Origin of the sequence: Cecembia lonarensis LW9, assembly GCF_000298295.1 — a bacterium.
Taxonomy (GTDB): Bacteria; Bacteroidota; Bacteroidia; order Cytophagales; family Cyclobacteriaceae; genus Cecembia; species Cecembia lonarensis.
The window spans coordinates 25,321-39,486 of sequence record NZ_AMGM01000005.1; the positions used below are offsets into that span (position 1 = coordinate 25,321).

Annotated in this window: 15 protein-coding genes; 12 read left to right on the forward strand and 3 right to left on the reverse strand. The window is 39.9% G+C overall.

The genetic code is table 11. The features are described 5' to 3' along the window. Nucleotides 1–39 precede the first annotated feature (39 nt). From B879_RS02550 to B879_RS22870, 5 genes are all read left to right on the forward strand, one after another. Nucleotides 40–1,791 carry a MutS-related protein gene (locus tag B879_RS02550; protein WP_009183575.1) on the forward strand — a complete coding sequence of 584 codons (1,752 nt, stop codon included), beginning with the start codon at nt 40–42 and terminating at the stop codon, nt 1,789–1,791. Between the two features lie 74 nt (nt 1,792–1,865). Beyond that, entirely contained in the window at nt 1,866–2,018 is a 153-nt protein-coding gene (locus tag B879_RS22555) for a lmo0937 family membrane protein (RefSeq protein ID WP_009183576.1), read from the forward strand. Nucleotides 2,019–2,132: 114 nt separating this feature from the next. Further along, a complete protein-coding gene (locus tag B879_RS02555) occupies nt 2,133–3,272 on the forward strand; it encodes a 5-(carboxyamino)imidazole ribonucleotide synthase (protein WP_009183577.1) in 1,140 nt (379 codons plus the stop codon). A 5-nt stretch (nt 3,273–3,277) separates the two neighbouring features. Continuing rightward, the gene (gene purE / locus B879_RS02560; protein ID WP_009183578.1) at nt 3,278–3,793 is read left to right on the forward strand and encodes a 5-(carboxyamino)imidazole ribonucleotide mutase; all 516 of its coding nucleotides are present in this window, start codon (nt 3,278–3,280) and stop codon (nt 3,791–3,793) included. Nucleotides 3,794–3,873: 80 nt separating this feature from the next. Beyond that, entirely contained in the window at nt 3,874–4,038 is a 165-nt protein-coding gene (locus B879_RS22870; protein ID WP_009183579.1) for a hypothetical protein, read from the forward strand. A 421-nt stretch (nt 4,039–4,459) separates the two neighbouring features. On the opposite strand, the gene B879_RS02570 is transcribed toward B879_RS22870, so the two are convergent. Continuing rightward, nucleotides 4,460–4,816, reverse strand: a complete 357-nt coding sequence (locus B879_RS02570) for a DUF3127 domain-containing protein (RefSeq protein WP_009183581.1) — start codon at nt 4,814–4,816, stop codon at nt 4,460–4,462. A 390-nt stretch (nt 4,817–5,206) separates the two neighbouring features. Between B879_RS02570 and B879_RS02580 the strand changes: the two genes are divergently transcribed. Both B879_RS02580 and B879_RS02585 read left to right on the forward strand, forming a co-directional pair. Next, the gene (locus tag B879_RS02580; RefSeq protein ID WP_009183583.1) at nt 5,207–5,809 is read left to right on the forward strand and encodes an RNA polymerase sigma factor; all 603 of its coding nucleotides are present in this window, start codon (nt 5,207–5,209) and stop codon (nt 5,807–5,809) included. Next, nucleotides 5,784–6,026 (forward strand): hypothetical protein, encoded by a 243-nt coding sequence (locus tag B879_RS02585; RefSeq protein ID WP_009183584.1) that lies wholly within the window; start codon nt 5,784–5,786, stop codon nt 6,024–6,026. The genes B879_RS02580 and B879_RS02585 overlap by 26 nt, the downstream gene beginning before the upstream one ends. A 38-nt stretch (nt 6,027–6,064) precedes the next feature. Here B879_RS02585 and B879_RS02590 read toward each other — a convergent pair whose 3' ends face one another. After that, complete coding sequence (locus B879_RS02590) at nt 6,065–6,961, reverse strand: alpha/beta hydrolase (protein ID WP_009183585.1); 897 nt, start codon at nt 6,959–6,961, stop codon at nt 6,065–6,067. A 91-nt stretch (nt 6,962–7,052) separates the two neighbouring features. Between B879_RS02590 and nth the strand changes: the two genes are divergently transcribed. Genes nth through B879_RS02605 form a run of 3 tightly spaced genes read left to right on the forward strand, consistent with a single transcriptional unit; the run spans nt 7,053 to nt 10,745 of the window. Further along, nucleotides 7,053–7,739 carry an endonuclease III gene (nth, locus tag B879_RS02595; protein WP_009183586.1) on the forward strand — a complete coding sequence of 229 codons (687 nt, stop codon included), beginning with the start codon at nt 7,053–7,055 and terminating at the stop codon, nt 7,737–7,739. A gap of 1 nt (nt 7,740) precedes the next feature. Next, a complete protein-coding gene (asnB, locus tag B879_RS02600; protein ID WP_009183587.1) occupies nt 7,741–9,525 on the forward strand; it encodes an asparagine synthase (glutamine-hydrolyzing) in 1,785 nt (594 codons plus the stop codon). Continuing rightward, nucleotides 9,522–10,745, forward strand: coding sequence for a glycosyltransferase family 4 protein (locus tag B879_RS02605; protein WP_009183588.1), 1,224 nt, complete (start codon nt 9,522–9,524; stop codon nt 10,743–10,745). Before asnB ends, B879_RS02605 begins: the two co-directional genes overlap by 4 nt. Here the strand turns inward: B879_RS02605 and gldB are convergent. After that, nucleotides 10,714–11,721, reverse strand: a complete 1,008-nt coding sequence (gene gldB / locus B879_RS02610) for a gliding motility lipoprotein GldB (protein WP_009183589.1) — start codon at nt 11,719–11,721, stop codon at nt 10,714–10,716. The two genes, B879_RS02605 and gldB, sit on opposite strands and share 32 nt — an antisense overlap. 276 nt (nt 11,722–11,997) lie before the next feature. Here gldB and B879_RS02615 point away from each other — a divergent pair, with 276 nt between their 5' ends. Both B879_RS02615 and B879_RS02620 read left to right on the forward strand, forming a co-directional pair. Further along, nucleotides 11,998–12,954 (forward strand): fasciclin domain-containing protein, encoded by a 957-nt coding sequence (locus B879_RS02615; protein WP_009183590.1) that lies wholly within the window; start codon nt 11,998–12,000, stop codon nt 12,952–12,954. A 132-nt stretch (nt 12,955–13,086) separates the two neighbouring features. Continuing rightward, nucleotides 13,087–14,043 (forward strand): radical SAM/SPASM domain-containing protein, encoded by a 957-nt coding sequence (locus B879_RS02620; protein ID WP_009183591.1) that lies wholly within the window; start codon nt 13,087–13,089, stop codon nt 14,041–14,043. The last annotated feature ends 123 nt before the right edge of the window (nt 14,044–14,166 follow it).

The following is a 14,166-nucleotide window of genomic DNA, read 5'->3' on the forward strand; positions in this document are numbered from 1 at the left end:
AATTCTTCCCAGGATGTCTAACTTATATATATTTAAAACATGAAACTGCCTCAAATCTTATATCCTCTGCCAAAAACTTTACAATCCATCGGGAAAAAGTCGGCCCTTCTTGCGATTTCCAGACTATTGCTCTTTTTTACCATGCTGGCTTTGCTGATTATAGGCTTAAGTGATAATCCTCTTTTCTTAATTCCCTTGCCGTTCTTGACTTTGCTATTTGCGGCTTTGATCAATCGGTTCAATCATTACAAAGACTTAAAGGCATTCATTTTGGAACTTCAATTGATAGAATCAGAGGAAGCGCAACGTAAAAGCCGCGTCCTTCACGATTTTGACCCTGGTATTGAGTTTTTGGAAAAAAGCCACCCCTTCTGCAATGACTTGGACCTCTTTGGGCAGCACTCATTATTCCAGCTTCTCAACCGAACAGTATCGGTTGGAGGTAGGGCTCTTCTTGCCCAGAGCATGAAGGCACAAATAGCGCCAAATCTTGCTAAAAAACAGTTTAAAGCCATTGAGGAATTAAGAAAAAGTCCTGAATTACTTCAACATTTCCAAGCGGCAGGCAGGGCCTTTTTCAAAGAGGAAAAAGATAAAAGGGGATTTTACCAATGGTTAAAAGAACCGGAAAATTGGCACCCTTTCTATTTGGCCTTGATGCTTATAGGACCAATTGGTGGCATCACATTAATGTCTGGGGTTTTATTAGCGGATTGGCCTGCTGCCTGGTTGGGCTTGTGGGTATTGTTTGGGACAGGCCTATTATCTCTTGTGTATAAAAATTTAAATATAGCCACAAAGATTTGGCCAAGCGCAGGAGATATAAAGACTTTCCGGATCTGGTCAGAATTTTTGGAAAAAGAAACTTTTACTGATCCAAAGTTGCAAGAAATACACCTCCAGTTTGCTGATGGGCAGTTTTCCAAGGCCATTAATTCATTAGAACAGATTTCTTTTTTGATTCAAAACAGGCTTAACTTGGTTTATGTCATCCTAAACTTTTTGTTTTGGCTGGACTTTTTCCTCTTGTGGCAGCTCAAGGGTTGGAAAAAGAACCATGGAACAGACCTTTCTAAAATCGAAAAAATCTTCGAACAATGGCAGGTTTTGATTTCACTTGCTGCCTTTTCCAACAGCGAAACCCTGCAGGGAAGGTTGGAATGGACAAATGCTGATCAATTTGAATGTAGCAACATCAGACACCCCTTACTCAAAGCCAATCAGGCCATTGGCAATGATTTTGTCCTGCAGCATTACAAAAAAACAGTATTGCTGACAGGGGCAAACATGTCAGGGAAAACCACTTTTATGCGTACGCTTGGCATCAACTTGGTAATGGCTAATCTTGGCCTGAGGCCCATGGCTGAATCCATGACTGTAGGAAATTATTCTCTATATACCTCAATGCGCAATACGGATAACCTTGGAGAAAGCGTCAGCTCTTTTTATGCTGAACTATTTAGAATCCGACAGGTTCTTCAGGCAGCAGAAAAAGGAGAGTCCGTTTTTTTCCTTATGGATGAAATCCTTAAAGGAACCAACACAAAGGACCGAATTCTTGGCAGTGAAGCCTTGATAAAACAGCTTGCGGCTTCAAAAGCCAAAGGCATTATATCTACCCATGACATTGAACTCAGCGACTTAGAAAAAGACTTGGCTTACCTCGTCAATTACAGTTTTCACAGCGAAATTTCAGATGATGAAATCCTATTTGATTATAAACTAAAAACCGGTCCCTGCCCAAGTTTTAATGCCCATAAACTTATGGAATTGATGGGTGTAAGGTTTTAATAAATATTGGCGTTTGGCACAATCATTGCGCTAAATTGATTGTAAACCAATTATTTAACTAAAACCAAACTACCATGAGCTCTTTATTGTATTTGATAGCCTTGATCTTAATTGTGGGCTGGATTTTCGGATTCTTTGTTTATAGTGTGGGTGGACTGATCCATATTTTATTGGTATTGGCTGTCGTATCTGTATTACTCAGACTGATCGGCGGGAGATCCGTGTAGCATCTTATCCTGATATATTTAAGAACCCTTTTACAAGGGTTTTTTTCATTATTTACCCAAAGTTTCTGCATGCTGCATTTTTCTCTTATTTTTGAACAAACAACGCTTTAGGCAGTGCAAAAAAATTACCAGCAAAAAACTTTAGGCATTTTGGGAGGTGGTCAACTTGGCCGCATGGTCATCCAATCTGCCATCAGTTATAATATTGACATTCACATTTTAGATCCCGACCCAGAGGCTCCCTGCAAATCGATTTGCCAAAAATTCACACGAGGAAGTCTTACCGATTTTGAAACAGTCTATGCATTCGGCAAAGATTGTGACATCATTACCATAGAAATTGAAAATGTCAATACCGAGGCCCTTGAAAAACTGGTAGAGGAGGGCAAAGAAGTTTTTCCCCAACCCCAATTGATCCGGTTAATTCAGGATAAAAGGCTTCAAAAGACCTTTTATAAAGAGAAGGGGATTCCGACGGCAGACTTTATACTGACCGAAAATAAAGAAGAAGTCAAACACCAGGCTGCATTTCTTCCTGCGGTGAACAAATTGGGAAAGGAGGGCTATGACGGCAGGGGCGTACAAATCTTAAAAACCAAAGATGACCTCGACAAAGCATTTGACAAACCAGGGTTATTGGAAAAATTGATTGATTTCGACAGGGAAATTGCAGTCATTGTGGCTAAAAACCCAAAAGGTGAAATCATAAGCTATCCCTCTGTAGAATGTGCCTTCCATCCTACAGCCAACTTGGTGGAATTCTTGTTTGCTCCGGCGGAGATTCCTGAAGCCATTGAAACCAAAGCCCAGGAAATTGCTAAAAAAGTAATCCAGGAACTTGGTCTTATCGGTATCCTTGCCGTAGAAATGTTTGTTACCAAATCAGGGGAAATTTTGGTCAATGAAATTGCTCCCCGGCCCCACAATTCCGGCCACCACAGCATAGAAGCTAATTTTACCTCCCAATTTGAACAACATCTCCGCGCAGTCATGAATATGCCCCTTGGAGATACCTCATTAAGAAGCCCTGCAGCTATGGTCAATTTATTGGGAGAAGATGGCTTTCAAGGGGAGGCATTTGTAGAAGGCATGGATGAGGCTATGAAAGAAAAAGGAGTCTATATCCATTTATACGGTAAAAAAATAACCAAACCATTTAGAAAAATGGGACATGTGACCATTTTGGATGAAAATATGGATAGCCTCAAAAGCAGGGCTGTTAAAATCAAAAATATCATTAAAGTTAAAGCCTGAATACCATGAGCACACAAGTAGGAATCATCATGGGCAGCCAATCTGACCTGCCTATCATGTCAGAAGCAGCATTAGTTTTGGAAGAACTGGGTGTACCCTATGAACTTACTGTTGTTTCGGCCCATAGAACTCCGGAAAGAATGGTGTCGTATGCCAATGAAGCCAGAGAACGAGGTCTAAAAGTCATCATAGCAGGAGCCGGTGGTGCTGCCCATTTACCAGGAATGGTGGCCTCTATGACCTCTTTGCCGGTAATTGGTGTACCCATCAAATCCTCCAATTCGATTGATGGATGGGACAGTATATTATCCATCCTACAAATGCCGGGAGGTATTCCAGTGGCCACAGTGGCTTTAAATGGGGCAAAAAATGCAGGAATTCTAGCAGCTTCTATGATCGGTGCATTTGATCCTGAAATAGCAAAGAAGCTGGATCAGTATAAAATAAACCTCAAAGAAAAAGTTGAAAATTCTGCTCAAGAAATTGAAACAAAAGGCTGGAGGCTCACGTTAGGGATTTAGACATTTGTAGAAAGTTTACTAGATTGATTGGTTGGCGGGCCCCAAAGGCCCGCTTTTGTCGTTTTAAACTAAAAAATGTAATGGATCTTAAAAGAATCATCAAGTTCAAGTTGGGGTCAGAAGACTGGGAAATGCCTTTGGGCGTATTGCTCTTATTGGGAGGCATAACCCTTGTACTCATGATCGCTGGTGCTTATTTGGGTTTTGCATTCGGTGAAAGACAGTTTGGAAGCAACACCCCATAAAAAAGAGGCTGTCTTATAAATAGATCTTCAGATTTATTGCCTTAACAAAATTCCGTTTCAGAATCAATCCCTTTGTGACTAAGTGGCTTTGTGGCTAAAAATGCTGCCAAGGCTATAAGACACAAAGTTTCACCAAATAAACACCAAATAAAATTTGGGCAATTTTTTGAGGCATTTACTTATGAGACATCCTCAACTTTTTAACCCGGATTATGCATTAGTTTTCGTAGTAGCTTGTCCCGACTATCGGGAAGAGTTAAAAACACAAATCAAGCATTTAGCTCATTCACCATCCCGTACGCACGGGATGGTGAATGAGCTAAATACAGTGAGGCGATTGATTATGTCCGCCGCGGCGGATAAGCTCGTAATAACCTGTGCGCCGTGGCGTAGAATTCATAATGCATATTTCGGGTTTAAATTAAAATGGTAAAATATCGTCAGCGCTATCGTCAGAAAAACTGGTAACATCAGGCATCTGGCCTGAAGCCTGGGCCTGTGAACTACCGGCACCACCTGCCTTTTCCATTTTCCAAACTTTTACATCTGTATACCATCGGCCATTGTACTCCCTACTTTCAATATCTATGGAAGCATTGACCTGATCCCCTTGCTTGACGCCAAATTGGTCAATGTTGTCTCCCCAAACTACCATACACACCTTTTTGGGATAATTGCCCGCTGTTTCTAGTATGTATTCCTGCTTTCTCCACTGTCCGTTTTTACCTGTGCCATTGATTTCAGGCATTACCTGAATTATTTTTCCACTTATTTCCATAGCGTAATTTTAACTTTAAAAACGAAGGTAAGGAATTGCTAAGAAAATGCCTTACACCATTACCCTTAAAAAAATACCAAAATAAAAATTGACTTTCCACAACTTGTGGCACAATAAATGCTTTATTTTTCGTTAGTTTCCCAGTCTAATTTTTGTTTTACAACCTCCTTAAAAAGACGGTTGGAACAAAATATTATTTTATTTTTAAAGGCTTTAGTCCAATCTAATTTCATTTTATTTATTTATTTCCATAATTTTTATAAAAAAATCAAATTGATTATTGCATGTCTCTTTGGGAATGAATACATTTGAATTCAGCGAAATTATATTGTTTCACCCCAAATCATATACTATGGCATAAACCTCTACGTTATTTAACAGTCTATTAGTATGAGTAAAAAGTTAGGTCCTAGAGACGCTGAACTGATTTCACAGTACAGAAGCGGAAATGAAGCCGCATTTGAAACTTTGGTAGACCGGTATAAATCAAAGGTTTATACCACCATCTATCTGATCGTAAAAGATCAAGGTGTTGCAGAGGATTTATTGCAGGATGTTTTTGTCAAGGTAATCCACAAGCTTAATGCCGATGGTTATAACGAAGAGGGTAAATTCCAGCCATGGTTAATGCGCATTGCGCATAATCTAGCTATTGATTATTTCAGGAAAGCCAAACGGTATCCCACCATTGTAATGGAGGACGGTGCCAACCTGTTTAATACGCTCAGGTTTGCAGATCAAACCGTAGAAGATCAGAAAATCAAGGAAGATACCTTGGAACTTATCCGGAAATTGATCGATGAATTGCCGGAAACGCAGAAGCAGGTTTTGATCATGCGACACTATATGGACCTGAGTTTTCAGGAAATAGCAGAGCAAACCGGCGTGAGTATCAATACAGCTTTGGGAAGAATGCGTTATGCGTTGATCAATATGAGAAAAAAAATGAAACAATTAAATTTTGCCTATGACAAAACCTTTTACCCAAAATGACCTGATAAGATACGTCTATCAGGAAATGAATGAGGGAGAGCATGAACGATTAGTGCAGGCCTTGCATGAAGATGTTGCTTTAATGCAAGAATATTTAGAACTGCTGAGCACAATCGACCAATTGGACCAACTCATACTCCAGCCTTCTGATAAAGTAGTAAAGGGCATAATGAAAAAAGCCAATTCTACGGGACTCGAAAAAATCAAATCGTTTTAGAACAACGGTAAACCTGAAAGCAGTACTTTCAGGTTTTTTTATAAATGTTGATTGATAAAATCTTCTATTTTTTGAATCATTTCCTTGTAAATACGCTCTGTAAAACCATGACCTTGACCGGGATAATACTCAAAAAACTTGGGCACTGCATTTTCCCTCAATTTTTCCTCCAACTTAAAGCTTTGCGCAATAGGTACAATGTCGTCTTGGTCCCCATGAAAAAAGGCAGTCGGAACTGATCCCGCATCTATAAAATTGATCGGGGAAGAAGCCAAATAACGTTCTCTGTCCCGCTGAGGATCACCGACCAATCTTGATAATAGAAATTCAATTAAATTGTTGCCGTTGCCCAAAGTCAAAAGATCCGTAGGTGGAAAAATAGCTACAGCCAACTTTACCATCCCGGCATTGTTATTTTTATAACTGTGCAACAAACTCAAATGACCGCCAGCACTCCCACCGGCCAAAATCACCTGCTCTGAAACATTCCACTCCTTCAACTTGGATTGAATAAAGTGCAGGGCTTTTTGAATATCTTCTTCCTGATTGGGAAACCTATTGGTACCAGTGACAAGATCAAAAAGGCGGTAATTCAAAGAAATGTAGGCATAATCACTTTGAACAGCTTCAAACCATGGCTTGAAACCACTGAACTCTGATTTGTCCCCATCTACCCAAGCCCCGCCGTGAATCCAGATCAACACCCTTGTATTTTGAGTGCTCCGATTGGCTGGAAGGAACACATCCATTTTTTGACGGTCAAAGCTTCCATAGGAGACATCTAGTAATTCCAATGGTTTACTGGGGTCCGCTATGGGTTCAGTAACTTTTTCATCATGACAAGAAGATAACAGAAATACCCCTATTAAAACCAGACCACTCCAAAAGTTAAATTTTTTACTTGAGTACAAATCATTCAGCCTATTGATGCGCATATCCAAACAAACGTTTAATGCAAATACTTGTTATTAAGTACTAGGTTAAACTTTAATTCTTTAAAATTGTAACCATAAGTCATCAATTATCATGCTTAAAAAAGAAAGGTACACCGCTTTTATCGATTATTTTTCCAACCACATGCCCGTGGCTGAAACAGAACTCTTCTATGAAAACCCCTTTCAGTTGCTCATAGCAGTCGTCCTATCCGCCCAATGCACGGATAAAAGGGTCAATATGCATACTCCTGCCATTTTTAGGGATTTTCCTACCCCGGCGCATCTGGCTGCCTCCAACTTTGAAGAATTATTCCCGTATATAAAGTCCATTTCCTACCCCAATAACAAAACCAAGCACCTGCTAGGGCTGGGAAAGAAATTGGTAGAGGAGTTTAACAGTGAAATCCCCTCAACAGTAGAAGAACTGGTCAAATTACCAGGTGTTGGCAGAAAAACTGCCAATGTCATTACCTCCGTGGTTTGGAATCAACCTAATATGGCTGTGGACACCCATGTATTTCGGGTCTCCAAAAGATTGGGACTTGTTCCCCAGAATGCCAAAACACCACTGGAAGTAGAAAAGCAGCTGGTCAAACACATCCCTAAAAAACATATTCATATTGCCCATCATTGGCTTATTCTTCACGGCAGGTACACTTGCCTTGCGCGAAAACCCAAGTGCCTGGAATGCCCCATCACACATTTTTGTAGGTATTTTGAAAAAAATAAAGTACAAATCCTGAACCTGGAAAATAATAGCGCGCTTTCCAAAACCTAATATGTGCGGAATCAATGTAATCATAGGAACTGACCAGGAAAAAGAAATCCAATCTATGATGCAGGCCACCCTGCACAGGGGACCTGATCATTCATCATGGTGCCAGGTAACTGAAAACTTATATTTGTCAGGAAACCGGCTAAAAATTCTGGACCTAAGTGAAAATGCTAATCAACCGCTATGGACTAAAGAGAAAGATGCCGTACTTGTTTGGAACGGCGCATTATACAATTATCAGGATCTAAGAAATGAGCTTTTGGAGCTTGGATATCAGTTTCAAAGCAATTCCGATTCGGAAGTATTGATTTACTGGCTAAGGCATCATGGAGCACAAGGCATACATGCCTTAGAGGGAATGTTTGCCCTGGCATTTGTGGATCTGAATAAAAAATCACTGCTAATCGCCCGAGACCCATCAGGAGAAAAACCACTTTATTACTCCAAAATCAATGGAAAATGGTATTTTTCATCGGAATCAAAAGCCATACAGCAGGCACTCCTCCCAAAGCCATGCATTGACAGCCAACAATTTTCTTACTATTACTTTCTGAGACACGCCCATCCCTCAGCCAGTTTTTTTGAAGGGATCCGACAATTTCCAATAGGAACCTACAGGACCATAGATTTGGTTAAGGATGAGGAAAAAACCTGTACCTGGTCTTCAAAAGCTGTTTCAAAGGAAAGCCGCCAAGCAGACGCTTTGGTTGAAATCCTCAAAGATGCTGTTTTGAAAAGTTTCCATGCCGAAAGACCAGTGGGAACCATGCTCTCAGGTGGAGCTGACTCAAGCTTGATCTATGCCCTATGGTATGAGGAAACAGGAGAACCCCTACCTGCTTATACCATCACTTACCCCAAAAACCTTCGGAAAAAATATGCCGATCCGAATTTTGTCCAAAGCTTAAATAAACATTATCCATTGCTGTACCGTCCTGTCGAGTTAACCTTAGAAAAAGTTCAGGCCAATTGGACGGCATACATACAAAGCCTAGATCAGCCCATAGGTGACAGTGCAGGGTTTTTGACCTGGATGCTGGCCAAAGAGGCCTCTAAGGACATCAAAGTATTGATATCAGGAGCAGGAGCAGACGAACTTTTTGGGGGGTATAATAGGCACATTGCCTTTGCTTCTTACCTCAGGCATCCACGGATATGGTTGTCCCTCAAAAAATTGGGGCTCCATAAATTTATGTCTGCAACAGCCTTCAAATTCATGGAAAGTATCATGGAAGACCCTATATCAACTTTTATCCAGATGGCTGCCTTGGAAAAAGTTCCCGGCCAACTGATTAATGAATTGATAAACCATTATCCACAGCAAGAGGGAGAACTCAAGAGTGCTTTGGAATGGGACCGGACCTGGTATTTGGTTAATGACATTCTAAAAATCCATGACAATGCCTGTATGGCTCATGGTGTAGAAGGAAGGGCTCCCTTCCTGGACAATCAATTGATTTCAATTTCCCAAAGTATGACGGAAGACCAACACAGGGAACAATTGGGAAAAAAATGGATCAAAACCGCACTGGATCAGCGGGGGCTTCGTTTTATTTCAAAAAGAAAAAAATTAGGCTTTGGACTCCCTTTGGCTGAGTGGATGCCAAACAGGGCTTTTCAGGACTGGACCTACCCTACCATTATTAATATGGCGAAAGAATGGGGTGACCATTTACCAGATGAAATGCGTAAATTAGCTGCTGCTCCTCAAAAAGCAAAAGGAAGACAGTTTCTTCAGGTATGGAACCTCTTTCTCTTGGCTTCCTGGATTGAGCATCAAAAAACATGAACATCATTTACATCCATCAATATTTTTTGACCCCTGAACAAGGAGGTGCCACCCGTTCTTACCACCTGGCCAAAGGCTTGGTAGAACAAGGAATAGGGGTAGAAATGATCAGCACGCACAACAAACCCTTTTACGATTTAAAAATCATTGATGGGATAAGGGTACATTACTTACCAGTAGCTTATGATCAGAATTATGGCTTCATAAAGCGAATTTGGGCTTTTTACAAGTTTGTGCTAGCTTCTAAAAAATGGATCAAAAAGTTGCCAAGACCAGATTATCTCTACATTACCTCCACACCCTTGACTACCGGTTTGGTTGGGCTTTGGGCCAAAAGAAAATTTGCCCTGCCCTATATTTTTGAAGTAAGAGACCTCTGGCCGGATGCGCCTATTCAAGTAGGAGCCATCCGAAACCCATTTGCCAAAAAGTTACTTTATGCCTTAGAACAAAGGATTTACCAACAAGCCTTAAAAATAGTGGCACTCTCCCCTGGCATAGCAGACAACATCAGGAAAAAATGCCCTCAAGCTGACCTGCATATCATTCCAAACTTTGCAGATACAGAGATTTTCAAAAAGGAAAAAAAATCTGAGCCCCTCCTTGAAAAATATGGACTAAAAAACACCCTGACCATCACTTATTCCGGTGCTATTGGAAAGGTCAATGCAGTAGAAGAAATTCTTGATTTGGCCAGAATAGCCAAAGCTCAGGATCTACCCTTTCAGTTTGTAGTGATGGGCAAAGGCTCCAAGCTTCCTGATTTACTGAATAAGGCGAAAAAGCTACATCTTGAAAATTTTCATCATATTCCTTTCGGATCCAAAAGAGCAGTAAATGAGGTATTGAATCAATCAGACATTGCATTTATCAGCTTTGATCATTTACCTGTATTAAAAACCAATAGCCCCAATAAATTTTTCGATGCGATCGCTACCGGAAAAGCCATTTTTGTTAATCATAAAGGCTGGGTTCATGACCTGGTAAAGCATTTCCAAATCGGTTATTATTATAATTCCAAAAATCCCAATGACGGGATTGAAAAATTAAAATTGCTTGCCAGTGAACCTCACTTATTGAATGAAATGCAAAACAACGCCAAAAGCTTATCCGAGGAATACTTCACAAAGGAAATTGCTGTCTCCAGGTTATTGTTTGTTCTATATCCTAAAAAATTTGGTGGTCGGACTACCGACGAGGTCTATATCCTGACTGCCTGAAGATTTTTTCCGTATCTGACTCCAACATCATTTCCTGAAGGGAGAATTTATTGTTAAAGCGGTAATCATCCACAATATTCCAACCCAACCACCTACCTATTCTCCCCGGGGCATCAGGACTGATGGCATCAGTAAAAGGTGCCTCGCCCACATATTTCCTGATCTCAAAAGGATTGGTGATAAAGAGAAGGTCATTTTCCACAAAATGAGACCAAATCATTACCTCATTTGCAAAACAAGCAGCAACTTCTTCAGGTGTATACCCAATGATAAACTCATCTGCTGTACAGGGCAGGATGCTTTTTGTAAAATGATAGGATTTTCCATAATAAATCATTTCTGCCAACAAAGTATTTTGAGACATATCCGTACGGTTAAACTGTGTGCTTATGGCTTTGACCACCATAGGCACTAAGTATTCCCGCTCATAACGTTTGGTAATATATTGTGGTAAATCAGGAGGTTGAAAACGGTGTTCAAAGGGAAGATAATAATCCAAACCAATTACCAAAATATCTTGATCCAAATAAATATCTGATCCAAAACCTGTAACAAAAGTATACACTTTAGGTACCTGAAACTCCGGATAATGATATTTAATGTGTTTGAAAGCAGTCCTAAGATCCAACTCCAACGCACTAAAATCTGAAAAATAATTCTTCACTTCTTCGTACAACTCATTTAATAGCGTATCCTGATTGGCCCACATGAGTTCATCCAATAATTCCTCCCTTGATGGATAAGTCCCAACTTGAAGATAATTCTCGGCAAAAAGTGGATAGGCATCAAGCAAGCTAGAGAAATCTTCCTTGGTCTCAGCTTCAAAAAACAAATTCTCCAACCTTTCAAGCTGAAAATCAAGCTGTATCCCTAATACCTCTTCATCCAATACACATTCCTGACCTTTCTTTTTACAAGAAGAAAACAAAAGTATCAAAAAACAAAAGAATGAAAGAAGGTGGATAAATCTTTGCATAATGTTTACCATTCAGTTGTAAAGCAAATACAAATTAAACCAATCTTTTTTAAAGGTTTTCAAATTAAACACCCTAAAGCCTCTGACTTAAAATTAAATGATATACTTAAAACGTTATCAATGTCTATACAATTATTTGAATTGTGAATTTTAACATTTAATCACCGATTAAATTGTTTTCATTACATTTTTTGAATAAAAACCCCAAAATCATGAAACCTTAACAGATTAATTAAGTTAATATGAGGTGTTATTATCACTAAACCAACAATTATTATGAAAAAGAAAAGTATTTTCAACTCCCTTTTAACTATTCCCTTGATGGGAGCATTTCTGGCATTAGGATTCTCATCTTGTTCGGACGATGAGGGTCGTGTACCTGATATTCCCACACCGAACATCGTGGAAATTGCAGATGCGACACCTCAATTCTCTACTTTAGTTGCTGCTGTACAAACAGCCGGATTAATTGAGACCCTTTCAAGTCCAGGGCCTTTTACAGTTTTCGCTCCAACGAATGATGCTTTTGAAACATTTTTAACTGAAAATAATCTAACAGCAGATCAATTATTAGCTAATCCGAATTTGGGAACCATACTTACTTATCACGTGGTCGGTGCTTCAGTTCCTTCTTCTGCTGTAGGGCCTGGTAGTGTAAATACAGTTGCAGATTTACCGTTTTTCATCAGTGAGGCTCCAAATGGAAACCTTTGGATCAATGGAAATACAAGGATCATTGATACAGATATCAACGCTTCCAATGGAATCATTCATGTATTAGATAACGTAATTACTCCTCCTACCCAAAATATTGCTGAAATTGCCATCGCTGCGACAGAAGCAGAAACACCTGAATTCACTCAATTGGTGGCCGCGCTGGTTAGGGCAGAGCTTGCCGGTGCTTTTACAGGAGGTTTTGAGGATAACTTTACCGTTTTTGCACCAACTGATGCAGCGTTTGAGGAACTATACACTGCTCTTGGTGTTGGAGGAGTTGATGAAATTCCATTAGAGACCTTGACAAATGTGCTTCTTTATCACGTAGTTCCTGCAAGGGCATTTTCTCAAGATTTAAGAGAAGGTGCTGAATTGCCGACATTATTGGAAGACGCTACGTTAACTGTTAATTTGTCAGCCTTGCAAATCAATGAATCCGGATTGGTTGCGGATATGTTAAACATTCATGCCACCAATGGTGTGATCCACGTCATCGATTCTGTTCTATTACCTTAATAAAAATTTGAAATTCAATTTAAGAGGCTTGGCAAAAATGTCAAGCCTCTTTTGTTTTTAACCTGAAATTGATTAATTCAAACTGTGAAAAACAAATGGATAACTGTTTTAGCTTACATTAAGCATCTAAACATGAAGAAAGCTTACAACTTTTTTCTGTTATACTTTTCCTTTCTACTCAGCAGGGCCGTCAAAAAACCTATCATCTGGGGCTATCCCAGTACTTTGTCCATTGAACCGACTACCAGCTGTAACCTCAGATGCCCAGAGTGTCCCAGTGGACTCAGAAGTTTCAGCCGGCCTACGGGCATGCTTTCGGAAACGCTTTTTGACCAGTTAATCGAGCAGACCAAAGACTACCTTAACTATTTGCATTTATATTTTCAGGGAGAGCCCTACCTGCACCCTAAATTTACCCAACTCATCTCCAAAGCCAATGAAGCAGGCATCTATACTTCTACCTCCACCAATGCTCATTACCTCAATGAAAAAAATGTAAAGCAAACACTTGAGTCAGGTTTAAAGCAGCTAATTGTATCCATGGATGGGATCACCCAAGACGTATATGAAGATTACCGGGTCGGAGGCAAGCTTTCTAAAGTACAGGAAGGATTGCAGCTATTGCTTCAAAAAAGAAAAGAAAGCCAATTGCTTTACCCAAGAGTAATCCTTCAATTTTTAGTAACCGGGAAAAATGAACATCAAATCCCAGCATTGAAACAATGGGCAAAAACAATAGGAGTTGATGAGCTTCAGTTAAAAACTACCCAAATCTATGATTATGAAAATGGCTCTGATCTTATCCCTAAAGATTTGGGCTATTCCCGCTATATCCCTGATGGAAAGGGAAAGTGGAAACTTAAAAAAGAAATAGAAAACAAATGTTGGAGAATGTGGCAGGGAGCCGTCATCACTTGGGACGGCCGTGTGGTTCCCTGTTGTTTTGACAAAGATGGCACCCACGTAATGGGCAAAGTGAAAGATGAACCCATCAAGAAAATTTGGCAAAACGAAAAATACAATGCTTTTAGAACCCAGCTCCTCGAAGACCGTAAACAGATTGAAATCTGTAAAAACTGTTCCGAATAAAGGCCCTGACTGCAATTTACTTTGAGGAATATTTCTTTCCAGCTGGGAATAATTATCTTTACGCTGATTTTATTCTGTTTAAAGTGGAAAAAATGCCAAAATCCTTTTTGCTGGCGTTTGAAT